Annotated in this window: 11 protein-coding genes and 1 riboswitch; of the genes, 7 read left to right on the top strand and 4 right to left on the bottom strand. The window is 64.9% G+C overall.

Features of this window, described 5'->3' with window-relative positions:
• The first annotated feature begins 537 nt into the window (after positions 1-537).
• Both ggt and XCSCFBP4642_RS0115415 read left to right on the top strand, forming a co-directional pair.
• Positions 538-2,247 (top strand): gamma-glutamyltransferase, encoded by a 1,710-nt coding sequence (gene ggt, locus XCSCFBP4642_RS0115420; RefSeq protein WP_029220589.1) that lies wholly within the window; start codon positions 538-540, stop codon positions 2,245-2,247.
• A 62-nt stretch (positions 2,248-2,309) separates the two neighbouring features.
• Positions 2,310-4,166, top strand: a complete 1,857-nt coding sequence (locus XCSCFBP4642_RS0115415; RefSeq protein ID WP_029220588.1) for a methyl-accepting chemotaxis protein — start codon at positions 2,310-2,312, stop codon at positions 4,164-4,166.
• A 13-nt stretch (positions 4,167-4,179) separates the two neighbouring features.
• On the opposite strand, the gene XCSCFBP4642_RS0115410 is transcribed toward XCSCFBP4642_RS0115415, so the two are convergent.
• The gene (locus tag XCSCFBP4642_RS0115410; protein WP_029220587.1) at positions 4,180-6,150 is read right to left on the bottom strand and encodes a S9 family peptidase; all 1,971 of its coding nucleotides are present in this window, start codon (positions 6,148-6,150) and stop codon (positions 4,180-4,182) included.
• Positions 6,151-6,425: 275 nt separating this feature from the next.
• A riboswitch (TPP riboswitch) is annotated at positions 6,426-6,524 on the top strand.
• Positions 6,525-6,637: 113 nt separating this feature from the next.
• Here XCSCFBP4642_RS0115410 and thiC point away from each other — a divergent pair.
• The 4 genes from thiC to XCSCFBP4642_RS0115390 all read left to right on the top strand — a co-directional run bounded on the left by thiC (position 6,638) and on the right by XCSCFBP4642_RS0115390 (position 15,225).
• Positions 6,638-8,515 carry a phosphomethylpyrimidine synthase ThiC gene (gene thiC, locus XCSCFBP4642_RS0115405; RefSeq protein ID WP_029220586.1) on the top strand — a complete coding sequence of 626 codons (1,878 nt, stop codon included), beginning with the start codon at positions 6,638-6,640 and terminating at the stop codon, positions 8,513-8,515.
• Between the two features lie 426 nt (positions 8,516-8,941).
• Complete coding sequence (locus XCSCFBP4642_RS0115400) at positions 8,942-11,275, top strand: winged helix-turn-helix domain-containing protein (RefSeq protein ID WP_029220585.1); 2,334 nt, start codon at positions 8,942-8,944, stop codon at positions 11,273-11,275.
• Between the two features lie 110 nt (positions 11,276-11,385).
• Complete coding sequence (locus XCSCFBP4642_RS0115395; RefSeq protein WP_029220584.1) at positions 11,386-12,279, top strand: helix-turn-helix domain-containing protein; 894 nt, start codon at positions 11,386-11,388, stop codon at positions 12,277-12,279.
• 48 nt (positions 12,280-12,327) lie between these two features.
• On the top strand, positions 12,328-15,225 hold the full coding sequence (locus XCSCFBP4642_RS0115390; RefSeq protein WP_029220583.1) for a TonB-dependent receptor plug domain-containing protein: 2,898 nt from the start codon (positions 12,328-12,330) through the stop codon (positions 15,223-15,225).
• 450 nt (positions 15,226-15,675) lie between these two features.
• On the opposite strand, the gene XCSCFBP4642_RS0115385 is transcribed toward XCSCFBP4642_RS0115390, so the two are convergent.
• Positions 15,676-16,791, bottom strand: a complete 1,116-nt coding sequence (locus XCSCFBP4642_RS0115385) for an HDOD domain-containing protein (RefSeq protein ID WP_029220582.1) — start codon at positions 16,789-16,791, stop codon at positions 15,676-15,678.
• A gap of 148 nt (positions 16,792-16,939) precedes the next feature.
• Positions 16,940-17,476: an inorganic diphosphatase gene (gene ppa / locus XCSCFBP4642_RS0115380; RefSeq protein ID WP_029220581.1), complete on the bottom strand. Its 537-nt coding sequence runs from the start codon at positions 17,474-17,476 to the stop codon at positions 16,940-16,942.
• A gap of 197 nt (positions 17,477-17,673) precedes the next feature.
• On the opposite strand from ppa, the gene XCSCFBP4642_RS0115375 reads away from it, so the two are divergent.
• Positions 17,674-18,156 carry a hypothetical protein gene (locus XCSCFBP4642_RS0115375; protein WP_029220580.1) on the top strand — a complete coding sequence of 161 codons (483 nt, stop codon included), beginning with the start codon at positions 17,674-17,676 and terminating at the stop codon, positions 18,154-18,156.
• 455 nt (positions 18,157-18,611) lie between these two features.
• Here the strand turns inward: XCSCFBP4642_RS0115375 and XCSCFBP4642_RS0115370 are convergent, their stop codons facing one another.
• On the bottom strand, positions 18,612-20,639 hold the full coding sequence (locus XCSCFBP4642_RS0115370) for a sodium-translocating pyrophosphatase (protein WP_029220579.1): 2,028 nt from the start codon (positions 20,637-20,639) through the stop codon (positions 18,612-18,614).
• Between the last annotated feature and the right edge of the window lie 142 nt (positions 20,640-20,781).

Genomic DNA, 20,781 nt, shown 5'->3' with positions numbered 1-20,781 from the left:
GCGGTGCCGGCGCGCATCGCTGCGCCGATATGACCTGTCGCGGTGATTGCAGCAAAAACGTTCATGTCATTCGAAACTTTTGGTGGTCCCTGAAACGCGAAACCCCGCGCCGTTGCCGGTGCGGGGTCTGATCGAAGCCTTGTGTGTCTGTTGTCTACACGAAGTCTCGTCCCGCACCGGTTGGCGAGGTAATAAGTACGAGCACGAGAAGCGACGCTGCCGACGCGCCGAAGGGCGCGGACATCAGGGCGTTCGAGGTGGCGTGGCGGTGCGGCATGGGGCTGAGATAACCATCGCCGCCGGTGAGGTGTCAACCCTTGCGGGTGAAACATCCGTGGGCTTGCTGCGCACACCGTGCGAAGCCGCATGGCAGCAGCATGGTTACCGCTGAAACCGCATCGCCCGATGGCCGGCAGAGCCGACCCGGATCACCAACTGCGCGGGTTTATCGCAACGCGCACCATGGATCGGGCACTGCGCCCCGGGCCGCTGGTATGGTGGGTCATTCACTGTCGTGTCTTGGGGAGTTGCCTGCACATGCGTCGCGTACCGGTCTTGTTGGTGTCTGCTCTGGCGCTGCTCGCGCCGCCCCTCGGCGCCGCCGACCGCATCACCGGGCAGCCGTTCGCCACCCGCTCGGAAGTCATCGCGCCGCATGCCATGGCCGCCACCTCGCAGCCCCTGGCCACCCAGATCGCGCTGGATGTGATGAAGAACGGCGGCTCGGCGGTGGATGCGGCGATCGCGGCCAATGCGGCGCTTGGCCTGATGGAGCCCACCGGCAACGGGGTGGGCGGGGATCTGTTCGCCATCGTCTGGGACCCCAAGACCAGCAAACTCTATGGCTACAACGGCTCCGGCCGTTCGCCCAAGTCGCTGACCCTGGCCGAGTTCCAGCGCCGTGGGCTGAAGGACATTCCGCCAACCGGCCCGCTGCCGGTGTCGGTGCCGGGTGCGGTGGATGGCTGGTTTGCGTTGCATGAGCGCTTCGGCCGCAAGCCGATGGCGCAGAACCTGGCGCCGGCGATCCGCTACGCGCGCGAAGGCCATCCGGTGGCCGAAACCATTGCCTACTACTGGGACCGCTCGGTGCCACGGTTGTCGCAGTACCCCGGCTTCAAGGAACAGTTCACCATCGACGGGCACGCCCCGCGCAAGGGCGAGCTGTGGAAGAACCCGAATCTGGCCAATACGCTGCAGCAGATCGCCGACGGCGGCCGCGATGCGTTCTACAAAGGCGAGATCGCGCGCACCATCGGCGCCTACTTCAAGGCCAATGGGGGGTATCTGAGTTATGAAGACATGGCCAGCCATCAGGGTGAGTGGGTGGAGCCGGTCAGCACCAATTACCGCGGCGTTGATGTGTGGGAGTTGCCACCCAACAGCCAGGGCATCGCGGCATTGCAGATGCTCAACATCCTGGAGGGCTACGACTTTTCCAAGATTCCGTTCGGGTCGGCCGAGCATGTGCACCTGTTCACCGAAGCCAAGAAGCTGGCCTTCGCCGACCGTGCGCGCTTCTACGCCGATCCGGCCTTCCAGCCTGCGCCGTTGGCCACGCTGGTGTCCAAGGAGTACGCGGCCCAGCGCCGGCTGCTGATCTCGATGGACAAGGCCTTGAAGGAAGTGCAGCCCGGCACGCCCAAGCAACTGGAGGAGGGCGACACCATCTATATGACGGTGGCCGATGCCGACGGCATGATGGTGTCGCTGATCCAGTCCAACTACCGCGGCATGGGCAGCGGCATGGCGCCGCCGGGGCTGGGCTTCATCCTGCAGGACCGCGGCGAGATGTTCGTGCTGAAGAAGGACCACCCCAACGGCTATGCGCCGGGCAAGCGGCCGTTCCAGACTATCATCCCGGCCTTCGTCACCAAGGACGGCAAGCCCTGGCTGAGCTTTGGCGTGATGGGCGGAGCGATGCAGCCGCAGGGCCACGTGCAGATCGTGATGAACCTGGTGGACTTCCACATGAACCTGCAGGAGGCCGGCGATGCGCCGCGCATCCAGCACGAGGGCTCCACCGAGCCCACCGGCCAGGCCACCGCGATGAGCGATGGTGGCGAGGTCAATCTGGAAACCGGCTTCTCCTACGACACCATCCGTGCGCTGATGCGCAAGGGGCACCGGGTGATCTTTGCCGACGGCCCGTACGGCGGCTACCAGGCGATCGCGCGCGATGCGGCCAGTGGCGTCTATTACGGTGCCTCGGAAAGCCGCAAGGACGGGCAGGCGGCCGGTTACTGAGCAGATCGCCACGGTCGAGTCTGCCGCTCAACTCCAGCCGCCGCGCGCCGCTAACGATAGCGATGGATCAGGAACTCCCCATGAGCTCGATGCAACAGCCCGATTCGCCGTCGCAAACCCAGGCGGCTTTGCTTCCCGATGCACCGGTGGCCTTGTTGCGCCTGTCGGCCGAGGCCTGCGTGGTGGCCTGCAATCGTGCCGGCCTGGATGTGCTGGGCAAGACCGCCGACGAATTGGCCGGTGCACCTGCCGGCGTGCTGTGGGGGTTGAGTGTGACCGACCTGGTTGGCGAAGAAGGCGTGTGGGCCGCGCCGGGCGACGACCCGGCCCGGCGTGTGCGCTATCTGCGCGACCGCGCCCATGGCGGCTGGATGCTGTCGCTGCCGCATGTGGAAACTGCGATATTGCTGCGCGAGGCCTCGCGTCTTGCCGAAGACAGCCGCCCGGTGCCGATTTCGCCGCTGTTGCAGCCGCTGGTCGCGCGTCTGCAGGCCGAGCATGAAGACCGCACCGTGCTGGAGCACACTGCGCAGGCGCTGGCCGGCTGCGAACTGGAATTACTGTTGCCGCCCGGTCTGGCCGACACCGAGATGGGGCGCCGGCTGCAGGCCGGCTTCGGCAATCTGGCCGAAGCGATCCGCCAGGCGGTCGCGCTGTCGGTGCAGATCGCCGCCGAGGTGCCGCCGCTGGTGGCCGAGAACGATGAGATGGTGCGCCAGTCGCAGGCGCAGACCGACGCCCTGGATGGCGCGCGTACCGCCGTGGAGCGGCTCTCGTCCAGCCTGCAGGACGTCAATGCCGAACTGGCGCAGGTGATTGTGCTGGCCGCCAGCGCCGATGACAGCGCACGCCAGGGCGTGGCCGCGGCGCATGCGCTGGGCCAGGCCATGCACGAGGTGGAACGCCGGGCGGCACGTGCCGGCGAGGTCATCGAGGTCATCGACTCGGTGGCATTCCAGACCAATATTCTGTCGATCAATGCCAGCATCGAAGCGGCGCATGCAGGCGATGCCGGGCGCGGTTTCGCCGTGGTCGCCACCGAGATCCGCCGCCTCGCCGAGCGCGCTGCCGCCGCCGCCCGCGATGTACGCGCGATCCTGGCCGAAACCAGCGCCGCGGTGGGCGAGGGTGCGGCCTCCGCGCGCGGCACCGAAGCCGTGCTGGATGGCATTACCCGCGTGCTCGGCCAGGCCAGTGCCGCGATGACCACGGTGGCCGGGCGCATCCAGGCGCAGGACGAGGAGATTCGCGGTATCGAGCATGCGGTGGATGGCGTGGTCGCGCTGGGCCGCAGCAATCTGCAGCACGCCGCACATGTGGCCGAGCGCAGCGAAGCCCTGGAGCGCGGCACCGAAACCCTGCGCGATTGCGTGGGCCTGTTCCGGTTGCCGGCCGACCCATTGCAGGTGCCACGGCACGCGCGCGTCAAGGAACTGGCCGTTGCCACGGCGGGCAAGATCGGCGCGGCGTTGGCGCAGGCCATCGCACGTGGCCAGATCGACGAGGCGTCGCTGTTTGCACGCACCTATACTCCAATCCCCGGCGTGGAGCCGACCAAGTTCAGCACCGACTTCGACGCGGTCTGCGATCACGTGCTTCCGCCGCTGCAGGAGCCGCTGCTGGAAGCGCATCCATGGATCGTGTTTGCGATCTGCGCCAATCCCGACGGCTACGTGCCCACCCACAACCTGCGCTTCACCCAGCCATTGACCGGCGATCCCAAGCGCGACCTGGTCGGCAACCGCACCAAGCGCAAGTTCACCGACCGCGTGGGCCGCAGCGTCGGCGCGCATACCGATCCGTATCGGCTGCAGGTCTACCGCCGCGACACCGGCCAGATCATGTTCGATCTGTCCGCACCGATCTTCGTCGGCCGCAAGCACTGGGGCGGCCTGCGGGTGGGGTACACCCTGGAGTAATCAGGCGCCGCACTTACTGCGGCGCGGCAGGCACCGGCAAGGCACCTGCGACAGCTGCCGGGTTACCCAGGTGGCTGGCGAGGAACTGCTCAAGCGTGCGATAGAAGGCCACCTGATTGGCCTCCTTGTAGAACCCGTGGCCCTCCTTGGGTACGGCCATCCACTGCGGCGCATTGCCGCTGCGGGTGAGTGCCGCGCGCAGGCTCTTGGCCTGCGCAAAGGGCGCACGCTCGTCTTCTTCGCCATGGACCAGCAGCACCGGCGCCTTGATGCGTTCGGCCAGCGCCACCGGTGAGTGCGCCGCCAGATCGGCAGGGTCGCGGCCGATCGCACGCTCCAGGTAATTCAGGCCGTAGTCGCTGCGATTGATGTCGCCCTTGCTGTACATCATCTGCAGATCGTAGATGCCGGCCATGCCCACCGCGCAGCGGAACATCTCCGGTGCCTTGACCTGCACCATCATCGCCGCGTACGCACCGAAACTGGCCCCGTAGCTGCAGATGCGCGTCGGATCGGCCAGCCCCTGGGCGATCGCCCAGCGCACGCCGTCGACCAGATCGTCCTGGATGCGTTCGCCCCACTGGCGGTAGCCGGCACGCTCGAAGTTGGGTCCGCGTCCCTGCCCGCCGCGGTAGTTGACCTGCAGCACCAGGTAGCCGCGGCTGGCCAGGAACTGCGCATCGGTATCGAATGCCCAGCCGTCGCCATCGGCATGCGGCCCCCCGTGCGGAAGCAGGATCATCGGCAGCGGCACTCCCTTGGCGGCAGCGGCAGGGACGGTCAGCACGCCATCCAGCGCCAGGCCGTCGCGGGCCTGGAAGCGCAGCATGCGTCGCTCGCTCATCTGGGCGGCCGGCAGGGCGTTGCGGGCCTTGATGACCAGTTTGAGCGTATTGGTCGGGCGGTTGAAGATGTACCAGGCGCCGGCGTCGCGGTCGCTGTAGGCCTTCAGCAGCAAGGAACTGCCATCCTCGGTGAAGTTGACGAAGTCCACGTACTGGCCGGCCAGCGTCTGGCTGAGGCTGCGATGCAGCTGGGCTTGGGCATCGTCCTGCGCAAAGTAGCGCAGTGTCGGTTGACCTGGCCCGAGCCGTGCAGCGAACGGTGCGGCGGGGACCGGCCCCCATTGCAGGTCGTCGACGTCGTAGAACGGATCCGACGCCAGGACGCTGCGCTGCTGGCCGTCCGGATCGCTGGACACCAGGGCCGCCGGGCCACCGGCGTCGCTGTACCAGCCGTAGACACGCCCCGGCTGGTCGGCAAAGGTGAACGGGCGCCAGTTGGCCTGGATCTGCGTCAGCGGCGTCCAGCCGTTCCCGCTGCGGCGGAACAGCAGCGAGGTGTCGTCGTCGTCGGTGCCATAGGCGTATTGCGCCACGCCGTCCCTGTCGAGCACGAACCGCAGGTCCTGCATATCGATGTCGGCGATCAGCCGATGCGTGGTGGTGGTCGCATCCACGTCGTAGAGCATCGAATGGCGCGAATCCGGCGACAGGCGCCGCATGTAGAAATGGCCATTGCGGCGGCTGGGCAGCCCTTCGATATAGCCGAAGCCGCGCTCCAGCCCGGCGTTGCGGGTGCTCTGCTGGTAGCCGTAGACATAGCGCTGATTACCGCCATCCAGGTCGGTAGCAATGATCTCGCCCATCGGCACCGGTTCTTCCAGCGAACCAAGCTTGCGGCCCTTGCCGATCACCAGGCGTCGGTCGCTGACCCAGGCGATGCGCACCGGCAGTTCGTAGCGTGGCAGACGCAGCATGATGGTGGATTGCATATCGGCGATGCGATACACCACCAGGGCGTAATTGCCGTCGCCCAGGTCCGCACTGACCGCCAGGTGCTTGCCGTCCGGCGACATCGACGGCGAGGAGATCGGGCCGGACTCGACGAACGCCTCCGCGGGCGGCGGCTCCGCTGTCACGCCACCGGCCGATGCCCACACAGACACGGCCACCATCCAGGCACACCACTGCATCCTGCGCATTCGCGTTGTCCATCCCCTATTTCACAAAACGATAACGAAACTCAACGGGTGCTGGCAAGCGCCGGACAAAAAAGCCGCCGAAGGTCGGCGGCAGGGAGAGAGAGCAGTTTCTTGTCGTTATGCGGGCAGGCTAGCCAGGCGGCATGCCGTGGAAATGTCGGTGCATGTCAGGGGCGAGGGGTGTGTTCAGCTGTAGCGAGGCGGGCCGTGCGGGTGGCACGCACGCCCTGGCTGCATCAGCGCATGCCGCCTGTCTTGGCGATGTGGTTTAATCGCCGCCGAAGTGGGGGTACCGCAGCACCGTTGCGGTTGAGATAGTCCCTTGGAACCTGATCCGGCTCATACCGGCGTAGGGAAGCTTCGTTAGATGCGATGGTCCGTGCCTGCACGGGCGATCCGTGTCGAGCGCCGCCGCTTCGTCCGCACTGCGACTTTCTCGCAGAGCCAGCGCCATTGGTGCTGGTCCCCAGCACACAGGACGAATGCCATGAATGCCGCGCCTACCGTTTTGCAGCAACACGCCCAATCGCTGTCCAAGGCCGTGACCCAGCCGATTCCCGGTTCCCGCAAGATCTTCGTGTCCGGCTCGCGCGCCGATCTGCAGGTGCCGATGCGCGAGATCGTGCTGACCCGCACGCCAAGCCTGTTCGGTGGCGAAGACAATCCGCCGCTCAGCGTCTACGACACCTCCGGGCCATACACCGATCCGCAGGCGGCGATCGATCTTGCGGCCGGGCTTGCGCCATTGCGTGCGAACTGGATCGCCGAACGCGATGACACCGTGGTGCTCGACCAACTCAGCTCCAGCTTCGGGCGTGGCCGCGAACACGATGCGCGGCTGGATGCGGTGCGCTTTTCAGCGCGGCGTCTGCCTCGGGTTGCACGCGCCGGCGCCAACGTCACGCAGATGCATTACGCACGCCGCGGCAGCATCACCCCGGAGATGGAGTTCGTGGCCATCCGCGAAAACCAACGGCTGGAGGCGGTCGCCGATGCGGTGCTGCGCAAGCAGCATCCCGGCGAGCCGTTCGGCGCCGCGATCCAGCAGCGCATCACGCCGGAGTTCGTGCGTGATGAGATCGCACGCGGTCGCGCGATCCTTCCCAACAACATCAACCATCCGGAAAGCGAGCCGATGATCATCGGCCGCAATTTCCTGACCAAGATCAACGCCAATATCGGCAACAGCGCGGTGTCCTCGGGCATCGCCGAAGAAGTCGAAAAGCTGGTGTGGTCGATCCGCTGGGGCGGCGACACGGTGATGGATCTGTCCACCGGCAAGCACATCCATGAAACCCGCGAGTGGATCATCCGCAATTCGCCGGTGCCGATCGGCACGGTGCCGATCTATCAGGCGCTGGAGAAAGTCGATGGACGCGCCGAGGCGCTGACCTGGGACATTTTTCGCGACACCTTGATCGAGCAGGCCGAGCAGGGCGTGGACTACTTCACCATCCATGCCGGCGTGCTGCTGCGCTATGTGCCGCTGACCGCCCGGCGCGTCACCGGCATCGTGTCGCGCGGCGGATCGATCATGGCCAAGTGGTGCCTGGCGCACCACAAGGAAAACTTCCTCTACACCCATTTCGAAGACATCTGCCAGATCATGAAGGCGTACGACGTGGCGTTCTCGCTGGGCGATGGGTTGCGTCCTGGCTGCATCGCCGATGCCAACGACGCCGCGCAGTTCGGTGAACTGGAAACCTTGGGCGAGTTGACCAAACTCGCGTGGAAGCACGACGTGCAGACCATGATCGAGGGGCCGGGACATGTGCCGATGCAATTGATCAAGGAAAACATGGACAAGCAGCTGCGCGAATGCGGAGAAGCGCCCTTCTACACCCTGGGGCCGCTGACCACCGATATCGCGCCTGGCTACGACCACATCACCAGCGCGATCGGTGCGGCGATGATCGCCTGGTATGGTACGGCGATGCTGTGTTACGTCACCCCCAAGGAGCACCTGGGACTGCCAAATCGCCAGGACGTGCGCGACGGCATCATGGCCTACAAGATCGCCGCGCATGCTGCCGACCTGGCCAAGGGCCATCCCGGCGCGCAGGTGCGCGACAACGCCCTGAGCAAGGCGCGTTTCGAATTTCGCTGGGACGACCAGTTCCACCTGGGGCTGGATCCGGAAAAGGCCAGGGAGTATCACGATGAAATCCTGCCCAAGGACGCGCACAAGCTGGCGCACTTCTGCTCGATGTGCGGGCCGCACTTCTGCTCGATGAAGATCACCCAGGACGTGCGCGATTATGCTGCCGAGCACGGCATGGGCGAGGAACGCGCGCTGGCGGCAGGGATGGAAGAAAAGGCGACGGAGTTTCTGGAGCAGGGCGCGCAGGTTTATCGCGCATCGTAGCCGGGTCACGCGGTTGCACGGCAGCCTGCGTGACACGCGGGCTGCTTAGGAACAGTTCAGCAAATTTTTGTGCAGATTGCAGCGGCTCCCGCAAGTGCCGCGCTGCACCGATTTGCAAGCGGTTACATATTTCAAGGCTTACGGGCCGTCTAACTGAATCGCAGATAAAAAAATCGCGCCAGAAGGCGCGAAGGGAACATCTTTATTATTTGAATTCGTCGGCGAGAGAGAGAGAGCCTGACGTCACTGCCTGTCATAGGAAGCAACGGGGCATAGAGTAAAATTTGCATCAAATGGATGCATGACACAGTCGGTCGTCGTCCTTTGCTGAATTTGGCGCTTCGCAGCTTTCGTGTGTTGCGTCTTCTGTGGTTCTTGCATGCCGATGCCTGTTCTTTGCCGATGAGTGTTTCTCCCGCTACTGCGATGTCCTCTGGCCGGCTGCGTGTCGGGCAGTGTGTGGTCGACATTGCCTCGCGCGAAGTGCATGCACCGGGCGCCAAGCGCGCGCTGCGGCTGGCGCCGAAATCCCTGGCAGTGCTGCTGACCCTGGCCAGGCAGCCAGGGCAGGTGGTCACGCGCGAACAACTGTTGGCCGAGGTCTGGCCCGACACCCTGCCCACCAATGACGTCGTCACCCAGGCCGTTACGCAGTTGCGCAAGGCGCTGGGCAGCCATGGCAGCCAGCGCTCGGAGCATATCGAGACGATTTCCAAGACCGGCTACCGCCTGTTGGCGCCGGTGGCGTGGGATCTGCACGTCGAGCCACCCATGGTGGTGCAGGTGCCAGACACATTCGTGACTCCGGGCGAGCTGCTGTCCGAGCACGCGGCGCCAGTCGCAACCCGGCCGATGCATGCCGGGTCTGGCGCCGGCCAGCAGGCAAACGCACAGCGCCTAACTGCGATACCAAAGGCGCAGCATCGGCGCCGCTGGATGGCCTTGGTCGTTGCCAGTCTGGCATTGCTGGTGGTGTTGGGGCTTGCGGCGCGCACGCTGTGGCTGCGACCGCAAGCCACCGACACTGCCGCGTCGGCACCGGCGGTGCCAGGCAGCCCCAAACGGCCGTACCGGGTGATCACTGCAGGCGGTGGGTTCGATCTCACCCCCAGTCTTTCGCCCGATGGCACGATGGTTGCCTATGCCTCGCTGACCAATGATCGCGTGGGCACCTCGATCCTGGTCAAGACTACCGACAACGCCTATCCGCGTGTGCTGGAAACGCCTGCCCCCGGCGTCTCGGATCGATTGCCGGCCTGGTCGCCGGATGGACGCGAAATCGCGTTCGCGCGGCAGGCACCGGACGGTAGTTGCAGGATCATGATTGCTGCGGCCGCCGGCGCCGCCGCCGCCTCACGCGAAGTGACGCGTTGTGATGGCGCCGACATGCTCAGTTTCAGCTGGTCGCCCGACGGACGCGCATTGCTGTTCGGCAGCATGACCGGCGCGCAGGGCGCGCCGCGGATCCGGCGCCTGGATCTGGAAAGCGGTCGATGGCAGGAGCTGGCCTACAATGCGCAGCCGACCGACTTCGATTACGCGCCGCGCTATTCCCCGGATGGACGCTGGATCGTGTTCCAGCGAAACCCCCAGCTCGGCGATCTCTGGCGGATTCCTGCACGCGGTGGCACCGCCGAACGCCTGACCCATGACAATGCCGACATCCGCGGCTGGAGCTGGCTGCCTGATGGCAGCGGCCTGATTTTCGGGCGCCGCGTCGATAGCGAGGCGCGGCTGTATCGGCTCGATCTGGTCGACCGCAGCCTGCACGATCTGGGTGTGGACGACGCGCAGGCGCCGGACGTGGCGCATGGCCATCTGGTGTTCGTCCAGCGCAAGCCGCAGTTTGGCGTGCATCAGGTCATCCATGACCCGATGAATGGTGGTTACATTCGGCGCCGGCTGTTCGCATCGAGTGGACGCGACGACCATCCGATGATTGCGCCTGATGAGCGCCAACTCGTTTTCGCTTCCAATCGCTCCGGTGCTTACAGCCTGTGGTGGGGCGATGTCACCAAGCCTGGTTCGGTGCGGTTGATCGAAGGGGTGCGGCCGGATGCGCGACAGGCCGCGGATTGGTCAGCCGACTCGCGGCAGATACTGGTCAACGGTAGCGACGCAGAGGGGCACGCAGCGCTGTTCGAAGTGACGCCGGCCATCGGCAAGGCGGTCCGGCTGCCGGTACCGCAGACTCGGCCGCTGCAAGCCATCTATCTGCCTGATCCCAATCAGGTGCTGATTGTTGCTGCCGACGACGATGGGCACACCTTCGCCACGCTCTACGACCGGCGCAGTCGGCCCTGGCGCGCGCTGGCAAGCTTGCAGGATGTCTCGCAGCTGCGCCTGGATCGCACAAGCGGGCAAGTGCTGTTCACGCATCTGAGTGGCGCAGGCTTGTGGCAGATCGCACCGACCCTGGCCGCCGACAGCGTACGAGCAGTGGATCCGCAGCAGCCATCGCGTTGGCGGTATCGCAGTTGGGCACCAGGTGCGGATGGCCGGGTGCATTACCTGTCGTCCACTGACAGCTGTGCGGCCTACGACAGCGAGCTTCGCAGCGGGCGTGCGCAGTGCCTGGATGCGGATAAATTCACCACCATCAATGGCTTCAGCGTGAACCAGCGCAGCGACGCGATGTATGTAGCCCTGGCCGAAGAAGACGGTAGCTCGATCGCCTACATGGCGCTGCCGGAGCGGTCTTCGGCGGCCCCCGGCATCATTTCCAGCATGTTGATAATGCTGAGAAAAATGGCTTCGTAAATTTTTCGGAAAGGTTTCGTAGCGATTTCGGCACAGTTTCGTCAGAACTTCCTGATTCGCGCCAGATTCGGCAAAACACTGCGCCCTCTTTTGTACACAGGGCTGCCAACATGCAACAGGTCATCATTGCCGATCGCGGCCTCGCACTGTCACTGGATGGTGCCAGCGAATCGACCTCGACCACAGGTCTGGCAGTCTCGCGGCTGGGCAGCATCCGCACCACGTCTGCGACGTTCACGCTGTGGGTGCAGTTGCGCGGACGCGCATGGGTGGAATCCAAGGAAGGACGTTTCCGCCTGCGTGCCGGCGACTGGATTGCCTTCGACAAGGACTCGCACCCCACCGTGCAGGCCGACCGGAGCGCGCTGTGCGTCGGCGTCAGTCTCGACGGCGACAGTCTGCAGTCCCTGGCCGAGTTAACCGATGCCACGCTGTATCCGGGGCGCAGCCACCTGTCACGCAGCGATCTGCGTATTGCATTGCGGCTGTGGCGCAACGCGGCAGTGCAGAGTGGCTGTGCCTCTGCACGCCCGCTGTTGCTGCACCTGGCGGCAATGCAGCGCGACTTCATCGAGCAGGAGCAGCGGTGCCCAGGTCGCTCACGCAGCCGTCGCCGCCAGGTCTTCGGTCGCATGCAGCGCGCCCGGCTCTACCTGGAAGGCAACAGCGATCGCGTCGTGCGCATCAGCGAGCTGGCGCAGCTGACCAACTTCTCCGGCTGGTATGTCTCCAAGACGTTTCAGAGCCTGTACGAGGAAAGCCCACAGGCATTGTCGGCGCGCCTGCGACTGGAGCGCGCCTCCGATCTGTTGCGCGACACATCGATGATGATCGGTGAGGTTGCGGCCGCCAGCGGCTTCGATAATTGCTGCAGTTTTGCGCGTGCGTTTCGCGCGCGCTTCGGGGTCTCCGCATCGCGTTACCGGGACCAGACGACCAATCCGCCAGATTCGGCAAAGCCACGTAGCGTGACGCGCAAAGCGACGGCGTTCACGCAATCGTAATTTGCACGGGGGCGCTTAACGCGCCACTAACGAACCCTGGAGAGATTGATGAACCTTCGCACCTCCGCAGTGCGGCTGGGCCTGTTGCCCGCCGGTATTGCGATCGCGTTGACGCCGGCTTTTGCCGCCAATGCACAAGAGCAGTCCGCCCCGTCGACCACGACCCTGGACCGCATCGAAATCACCGGCTCGCGCATCCGCTCGGTCGACGTCGAAACCGCACAGCCGGTCTTTACCGTCACCCAGCAGGACATTCAGAAGTCCGGCCTGGTCAGCGTCGGCGACATCCTCCAGAACCTGTCGATTGCCGGCACGCAGACCTACAGCAAGGCTGCCGTGCTGACCTCCGACCCGGAACAGGGCGGCCAGTACGTCAATCTGTACAACCTGGGCGAGAACCGTACCCTGGTGTTGGTGAACGGCAAGCGTTGGACCAGCAGCCTGTCCAGCCTGTCCGGCCTGACCGACATGTCCACCATCCCGAGCTCGCTGATCGAGCGCATCGAAGTCCTGAAGGACGGCGCCTCGGCGATCTACGGCTCCGACGCCGTGGCCGGTGTGGTCAACATCATCCTGCGTCAGAACTACGACGGTGCAGAAGCCTCGGCGTACTTCGGCCAGAACGGTCGTGGCGACGGTTCCAAGGAGCAGTACTCCTTCACTGCCGGCACCACCACCGACCGCTCCTCGCTGGTGTTTGGCGTCAACTACACCAACGAAGATCCGGTATGGGCCAAGGATCGCACGCTGACCCGTTACTCGGCCGGTCCGAACCACATCGAAGATGGCCTGAGCGCGACCGGCCCGTGGGGTCGCTTCACCTCCAACGACCAGACCTACATCCTCAACCACACCGGTTCGTTCGACGGTAAGGGCGTGGGTGCGGATTCACGCAATCTGGCCAACTACCACAACGACATCACCACCGACGATTACTTCAATTCCGTCGACCAGATGATGTTGCAGCAGTCCAGCCGCAACAAGTCGATCTTCACGACCGGCAGCTACAACCTGACCGACAGCCTGACCTTCAAGTCGACCGCGATGTACTCCGAGCGCGACTCGAACCGTCAGATCGCCGGCTACCCGCTGCAGGCCTCGTCGCAGCCGCAGTTCCCGGTCGCCATCAGTGGCAGCAGCTACTACAACCCGGTTGGCCAGGACATCACCAGCTGGTTCCGTCGTACGGTTGAATTGCCGCGCACCACCGAAAGCAACGTCAAGACCCTGCACTTCGATGCAGCGCTGGAAGGCGTGTTCGACGTCGGAAGCCACGGCTGGAACTGGGACGTGGGCTTCAACTACAACAAATACGATGTGACGCAGGTTTCGCGCGGCAACATCAACCTGCTGGCGTTGCAGAAGGCATTGGGTCCCTCGTTCCTCAATGCGCAGGGTCAGGTGCAGTGTGGTACCGCAGCAGCCCCGATCGCGCTGGGTACCAGCAATGCGCTGGGCCAGTGCACCCCGTTCAATATCCTGGGCGGCCCGTCGGCTTCCACGCCGAACGCGCTGCAGTACATCAATGCATTGGGCCAGGCCACGCAGCAGAGCCTGAGCAAGCAGTGGACCGCCAACGTCACCGGTGGTCTGTTCGACCTGCCGGCCGGTGAGCTGGGCTTCGCTGCAGGCGTCGAGCACCGCGAAATCAGCGGTTACGACTATCCGGACCAGCTGTCCAGCGCCGGTTACACCACCGACCTGGCGGCACAGGCCACCGAGGGTCGTTACCAGACCAACGAAGCCTACCTGGAGCTGTTGATTCCGGTGCTGAAGGATTTGCCGGGCGCCAAGGAACTATCGTTCGACGTGGCTGCGCGCTACAGCAACTACAGCCGCTTCGGCGACACCACCAACAGCAAGTTCAGCTTCACCTGGAAGCCGATCGACGACCTGCTGGTGCGCGGTACCTACGGCACCGGTTTCCGTGCGCCGACGCTGTCGGACACCTTCGGTGGCGGCTCGCAGACCTTCGATACCTTCACCGATCCGTGCGACGCGACCTTCGGTTCGCTGGGTACCGCCGGCGTTGCTGCACGTTGCACCGCCGAAGGCCTGCCGGCGGGTTTCCGTCAGACCGACAGCGCCGGCAATCCGGTCACGCGTCGTGATGTGCAGGGCAATGCGCCGTTCAATTCGGGCGTGGGTAATGCAGAGCTGGAGCCGGAATACAGCATCACCCGGACCGTGGGCATGGTGTACAGCCCGCATTGGGTGCAGGGCCTGGACTTCTCGCTGGATTGGTACCGCATTTCGATCTCCAACATCATCACCGCGCTGTCGGCCAATGATGTGTTGAACAACTGCTACCTCAACAACCTGGCCAGCTACTGCGCCGACTACAGTCGCGATGCGGTCACCGGCCAGGTCACCACGCTGAGCCGCGGCAACGTCAACCTGGGTCGTCTGGAAACCGAAGGCTACAACTTCGGCGTGCGTTATCGCATGCCCGAAACCGCCTACGGCAAGTTTGCCGTCAACCTGGACACCAACTACCTGGCGACCTACAAGTCGCAGGCCGAAGCCGGTGCCGATTGGGCCAACTACGCTGGCTACTGGAACTTCCCACGCGTGCGCGCCACCCTGGGTCTGGACTGGTCGCTGGGTTCGCTGTCGGCCAACTGGAACCTGCGCTACTACGGCGGCTTCCGCGATTACTGCTGGGATGCATCGGCAGGCATCGAGTGCAACGACCCGAACTACCAGACCCCGAACCCGGGTTGGGGCGGCGGTACCGGTTCCAACAAGAAGGGCTCGATCTCCTACCAGGACGTCTCGGTCACCTGGCAGGCTCCGTGGGACGGCAGCGTGACCGTCGGCGCCCGCAACATCTGGAACAAGCAGCCGCCGGTGACCTACTCGATCACCAACAGCAGCACCGCGGCGATCGATCCGATGCTGGATTACGACCGCTTCCTGTTCGTGCAGTACAACCAGCGCTTCTGATCATCGAAGCGTCGTGAAAGAAGAAGCGGGCCGAAAGGCCCGCTTTTTATGCCTGTCGTCGACTGCGTCCAAGGTGTGGCCTGTGCATGTGAGTCGCCACGGTTGCCGTGGTGCCGAGGGCTGGCACGCGCCAGGCCGAGCTGGACGAGCTGCAACCGGAGCCTGCCAGCGCATGCCGAAAGCTCCTTTGCGTGCATGGTCTATGACGTCTGGCCACGGAATCCCGAGTCCGACTGCCATAACCCTCGGTCTGGCTCGGACCGCAGATGTTCCAGGTCTAAATCCAGCGCCGCGGATAGCCCGTTGCGGGGCGCCTGACGGCAGAGCTCAGCCGCAACGTCTATCGCCCATCCCACGCACGTCATCACGCGGCAGCAATGCGGCAAAGAAAAAGGCGCGATTCCATCGCGCCTTCTCGCTGCTTCGATCGCTGCCCCTGACGGCCGCCGCTTACGCCTCGGTAAGGCCCAGCAAGGTGTCGGCCTGTTCGCGCCAGGTCGGCAGGCGGGAGATCACGCCGACCTTGGACAGATACTCCTCGTCCACAGTTTCGCCGCTGGCCAGTGCCGTGGCCACATGTACCGCGCCGGTGACCCAGAAGCTGCGCAGGCTGGAACGCTGCGGGTGGCGATGGAAAGCCACTGCCTCGATGATCGGCATCGGCAGGCCCCACAGGCCAAGCAGATAGGCGCCGGCTTCGGTATGGCCCAGGCGCTCGTCGCCGCCTTCCGGCAGCGGCTCGCGCTCATCGCGCACGCCGGGCAGGAGCAGGCCGATGTCGGCCAGCAGCGCGGCGGTGGAACCCAGCTCCGCGCTGGTGGGTGGCAATACCTTGGCCGCCAGACGCGAGGAGAGCAGGGCGCGGCGTTGCATCGCGCTGCGCTCGGCCGGGGTCAGGGTCTGCACCGAGAACACTTCGCTCGCCAGCACCAGGTCGCGCAGCGTCGCCACGCCCAGGCGGGTCACGGCCGTGCGCAGATCGGTGATGCTGCGGCCGCCGGAAAAGAACGCCGAATTGCACAGCTGCAGCACCTTAGCTGCAATTGCCGGGTCGCCCGAGATGAGCTTGGCGATGTCGGCCGCATCGGCGCCATCGTCTTCTTCCAGTGCATGCATCAGGCTCAGATACAGATGCGGCGGCGACGGCAGCTTTTCGATCCGGCCGATGGCCGCACGCAGGCGCGGGTTGCCGAGCAGGTCGCGCAGCTCTTCCAGGCTGGTGACGGCTTCGAGCAGGACTTCCGGCGCCAGCGGCATCGGCAGGAAGCGATGGGCCACGCCGATGATGCGGGCCGGCGGCGTGCGCTGACCATCCTGGGCATCGATCAATGCAATCCGGATCGTGTCCGGACGCAGCGTCCGGATCTGCCCCAGCAAGGTGGCGGCAGTCAGGTCGGGCAGAGTCGGTGCAACGATGACCGCATCGAACGGAGACAACGCGGCAGCCTCGATCGCCGAATTTCCATCGGCCACCTGCTGCGCCTGCCATTGGTCGCCGAGATCGGAGACGTAATCGACCAGGTCGGACGGAAGGCTGGCTTCGTCCCCAACAAACAGAATACGCAAGACACTTCCCCAGAAGTCACCGGCGGCAAGGCGCCGGCCAAACGCAGTCCGGCAATGTACCCGATCTGCCGACGGCGGTCACCGGGATCACGGCAAAAGCGTGATCCCGGTCGCTCCATGCTCACGGAGCAAGGTGACGGCCAACGGCTCAGGGCGCGTCGGAATTATAGCGTTCCACCGATTCGACCAGGATGCGCTTGGCCTCGGCAGCGCCGCCCCAGCCATCCAGCTTCACCCACTTGCCCTTCTCCAAGTCCTTGTAATGCTCGAAGAAATGGCCGATGCGCTCCATCCAGTGGCTGGAGACCTGGCTGATGTCTTCGATGTGCGCGTAGCCTGAGAAGATCTTCTCGATCGGCACCGCCAGGATCTTTTCATCGCTGCCCGCCTCGTCGCTCATGCGCAGCACGCCGACCGGACGGCAGCGCACCACCGAGCCCGGGACCAGCGGCAGTGGCAGCACCACCAGCACGTCGGCCGGATCGCCATCGCCGCACAGGGTGTTGGGCACATAGCCGTAATTGCAGGGGTAGCGCATCGGGGTCGACAGGATCCGGTCGACGAAGATCGCGCCGCTGGCCTTGTCCACTTCGTACTTGACCGGCTCGGAATCCTTGGGGATTTCGATGACAACGTTGATTTCTTCCGGCAGATTCTTGCCAGAGGTGACCAGTTCAAGACCCATGCGCGTAGCTCCGAGGCGTCAGCTGTGTGTGGAGCGCGATTCTACGCGTTCGGCTGTTGCGCTGCAGCGACACTGAATAGGCAATGTTCTGACGGCCGAATACGGCATAGCCTGCATCCATTGCTGGCAACCGCCCGATCCCGGCGGGTCGGCACCGAGGCGCACGCTGCAGGCTCATCCACCGTTCGGAAACCGCCATGCTCAGGCTCCCGCGCTTGCTCGTCGTCTTGCTGCTTTCGCTCACCGCACCTGTCGCCGCCGCGGCAACGCCGCCACCGACCTATGTGGACGCCGTGGACTGGCCGGCCAATGGAGAGGGCTGGGAGGCCTTCATCGATCTGGAGCAACGGCTGGACCGTGACTTCGACAACATCTGCGGCGACACCTTCTGCGGTGGCGAGTTCAGCGACTACCAGCCGCTGCGCTTTCGCTGTTCGGTCCATCGCCTCACCGGCGTGGTGCGTAGCTGCATCTGGACCTTCGGCGCCAGCGAGGTCAGCGTCGACCCACGCAGTGGCTACCTGCGCTCGGACAGCCGGGTCTGGCGTTGCATCGCGCCACTGAAAGCCGGCACCCGCCTGGACGAGATGTATCGCGTGCTTGCCGTGACCAACCCCCTGTTCGAACCGCTGCCCGGCGGTGCGCCGCCGATCTACGATGGCTTGATCGGCTGTCTGTGATCAACGTCGAGGCGAATCGCCTTATTCGAGGATTGATGACCGGCACGGCACGGCGGTCAGCGCTCGCGCTCGCAGGCGAGTCACTGCATTGCCGGCAGGCGGGCGTTGGGTGTTCAGCGTGCAGCGTTGCGGGGAGGGGGCGATGCCATGCAGGTTCTGTATGGCATCGGGCTCGGCAAAACCCGAGAGGCGCTGGTCATACGCTCGCCGTTGTCGCTGCAACGCCCACCGCAAGGTCCTGTGCGGGTTTGGCCAACGCTCGACTGAACTGCAACTCATCCTGCGCCGGAGCCCATCCGTTAGCCGGCGCAGGATATTGCAGGCAGCAGGCCTGCCAGAGCCAGGTGCAGTTCGCTGCCCCGCACTGGATCAGAGTGTCGACCTGGGTACCGTGGCCGGCCGTGTAGTCTGCATCGCGAGCCACCGGAGGATCCCGGCGGCGTGGCCTGCGCTGCTCACAGCAATGGCACCAGCAGCAATGCCACGATGTTGATGATCTTGATCAACGGGTTGATGGCTGGCCCTGCAGTGTCCTTGTATGGGTCGCCCACGGTATCGCCGGTGATCGCCGCCTTGTGCGCTTCGCTGCCCTTGCCGCCGAAGTGACCATCCTCGATGTATTTCTTGGCGTTGTCCCAGGCGCCGCCGCCAGTGGTCATGGAAATGGCCAGGAACAAGCCGGTGACGATCGTGCCGATCAACAGGCCGCCCAGTGCGCGCGGCCCCAGCAACAGCCCCACCACAATCGGCACCACCACCGGCAATAGCGAGGGCACGATCATTTCGCGGATCGCCGAGCGGGTCAGCATGTCGACCGCACGGTCGTATTGCGGCTTGGCGGTGCCGGCCATGATGCCGGGAATCTCGCGGAACTGGCGGCGGACTTCCTCCACCACTGCGCCCGCCGCGCGGCCCACGGCCTCCATTGCCATGGCACCGAACAGATACGGAATCAGGCCGCCGATCAGCAGGCCGATGATCACCGTGTGGTCGGACAGGTCGAAGGCAAAGACCTCGTTCGGATTGGCGGCCTGCAGGTTGTGGGTGTAGTCGGCAAACAGCACCAGCGCGGCCAGCGCCGCCGATCCGATCGCATAACCCTTGGTCACCGCCTTGGTGGTGTTGCCGACCGCATCCAGCGGGTCGGTGATATTGCGCACGTCCGGCGGTAGCTCGGCCATTTCGGCAATGCCGCCAGCGTTGTCGGTGATGGGGCCATAGGCATCCAGCGCCACGATCATGCCGGCCATCGACAGCATGGCGGTGGCCGCGATGGCGATCCCGTACAAGCCGCCGAAATGGAACGCGCCCCAGATCGCGGCGCACACCGCGATCACCGGCAGTGCGGTGGACTTCATCGAAATGCCGAGGCCGGCAATGATGTTGGTGCCGTGCCCGGTGGTGCTGGCCGATGCCACGTGTTGCACGGGCGTGTACTGGGTGCCGGTGTAGTACTCGGTGATCCAGACGATCAGGCCGGTGAGGATCAGCCCGATCAAGGCGCATACGTACACCGACGTGGCGCCATGGCTGTTGTCGCGCATCAGCGCCTGGGTGATCGGCCAGTAGGCCAGTGCGGCCAGGACGCCGGAGACGATCACGCCCTTGTAGAGCGCCCCCATGATCGAGCCGCCCGTCTTCACCTTGACGAAGGCCGCGCCGACGATCGACGCGATGATCGACACCCCGCCAAGCACCAGTGGATACAGCACCGCATGCGGCCCGGTCTCGGTCAGGGTCAGGCTGCCGAGCAGCATCGTGGCGATCACGGTGACCGCATAGGTCTCGAAGAGGTCCGCCGCCATGCCGGCGCAGTCGCCCACGTTGTCGCCCACGTTGTCGGCAATCACTGCCGGGTTGCGCGGGTCGTCTTCGGGGATGCCGGCCTCCACCTTGCCCACCAGGTCTGCGCCCACATCCGCTCCCTTGGTGAAAATGCCGCCACCCAGGCGCGCGAAGATCGAAATCAGCGACGACCCGAACGCCAGTCCGACCAGGGCATGCAGGTTCTGCTCCAGCGGGAGCCCCAGGCGCTGCAGCACGGCGTAATACCCGGCCACGCCAAGCAGGCCCAGGCCCACCACCAGCATGCCGGTGATCGCGCCACCGCGAAACGCCACATCCATCGCCTTGCCGATCCCGTGGCGTGCGGCCTCGGCGGTGCGCACATTGGCGCGCACCGAGACATTCATTCCGATGTAGCCGGCCAGCCCGGAGAGCACTGCGCCCAGTGCGAACCCGATCGCGGTGTACCAGCTCAGGAACAGCCCGACCAGCACGAACAACACCCCGCCGGCGATCGAGATCGTGAGGTATTGCCGGTTGAGGTAGGCGCGTGCGCCTTCCTGGATCGCAGCGGCGATCTCCTGCATGCGGGCGTTGCCGCTTGGCTGCGCCACCACCCAGCGCGCCGACACGATTCCGTAGACGATTGCCAAGACCGCACATCCCAGCGCAAGCGATAACCCATAATGTTCCAGCATGACCCCTCCCAGAGAATGGATGTCATCCGGTCGGGATGAACCAGGGGGGCGATGCACGACGAGTAGACGGCGAATACGAACTCGACGGCCGCAAGGGCCATAATGCGCGTCGCGATGTTCAAGTGGCCGGATCGCGGCCGAG

It is taken from the genome of Xanthomonas cassavae CFBP 4642 (assembly GCF_000454545.1).
Classification (GTDB): Bacteria; Pseudomonadota; Gammaproteobacteria; order Xanthomonadales; family Xanthomonadaceae; genus Xanthomonas; species Xanthomonas cassavae.
Note: the sequence above shows the minus strand (reverse complement) of the source record. Positions and strands in the feature narration are given on the sequence as shown.

What these genes read in the sequence shown, in the direction of transcription:
- ggt (WP_029220589.1), top strand. Translation starts at nt 538, where the DNA reads ATGCGTCGCGTACCGGTCTTGTTGGTGTCTGCTCTGGCGCTGCTCGCG.
- XCSCFBP4642_RS0115415 (WP_029220588.1), top strand. Translation starts at nt 2,310, where the DNA reads ATGGATCAGGAACTCCCCATGAGCTCGATGCAACAGCCCGATTCGCCG.
- XCSCFBP4642_RS0115410 (WP_029220587.1), bottom strand. Translation starts at nt 6,150, where the DNA reads ATGCGCAGGATGCAGTGGTGTGCCTGGATGGTGGCCGTGTCTGTGTGG.
- thiC (WP_029220586.1), top strand. Translation starts at nt 6,638, where the DNA reads ATGAATGCCGCGCCTACCGTTTTGCAGCAACACGCCCAATCGCTGTCC.
- XCSCFBP4642_RS0115400 (WP_029220585.1), top strand. Translation starts at nt 8,942, where the DNA reads ATGTCCTCTGGCCGGCTGCGTGTCGGGCAGTGTGTGGTCGACATTGCC.
- XCSCFBP4642_RS0115395 (WP_029220584.1), top strand. Translation starts at nt 11,386, where the DNA reads ATGCAACAGGTCATCATTGCCGATCGCGGCCTCGCACTGTCACTGGAT.
- XCSCFBP4642_RS0115390 (WP_029220583.1), top strand. Translation starts at nt 12,328, where the DNA reads ATGAACCTTCGCACCTCCGCAGTGCGGCTGGGCCTGTTGCCCGCCGGT.
- ppa (WP_029220581.1), bottom strand. Translation starts at nt 17,476, where the DNA reads ATGGGTCTTGAACTGGTCACCTCTGGCAAGAATCTGCCGGAAGAAATC.
- XCSCFBP4642_RS0115375 (WP_029220580.1), top strand. Translation starts at nt 17,674, where the DNA reads ATGCTCAGGCTCCCGCGCTTGCTCGTCGTCTTGCTGCTTTCGCTCACC.
- XCSCFBP4642_RS0115370 (WP_029220579.1), bottom strand. Translation starts at nt 20,639, where the DNA reads ATGCTGGAACATTATGGGTTATCGCTTGCGCTGGGATGTGCGGTCTTG.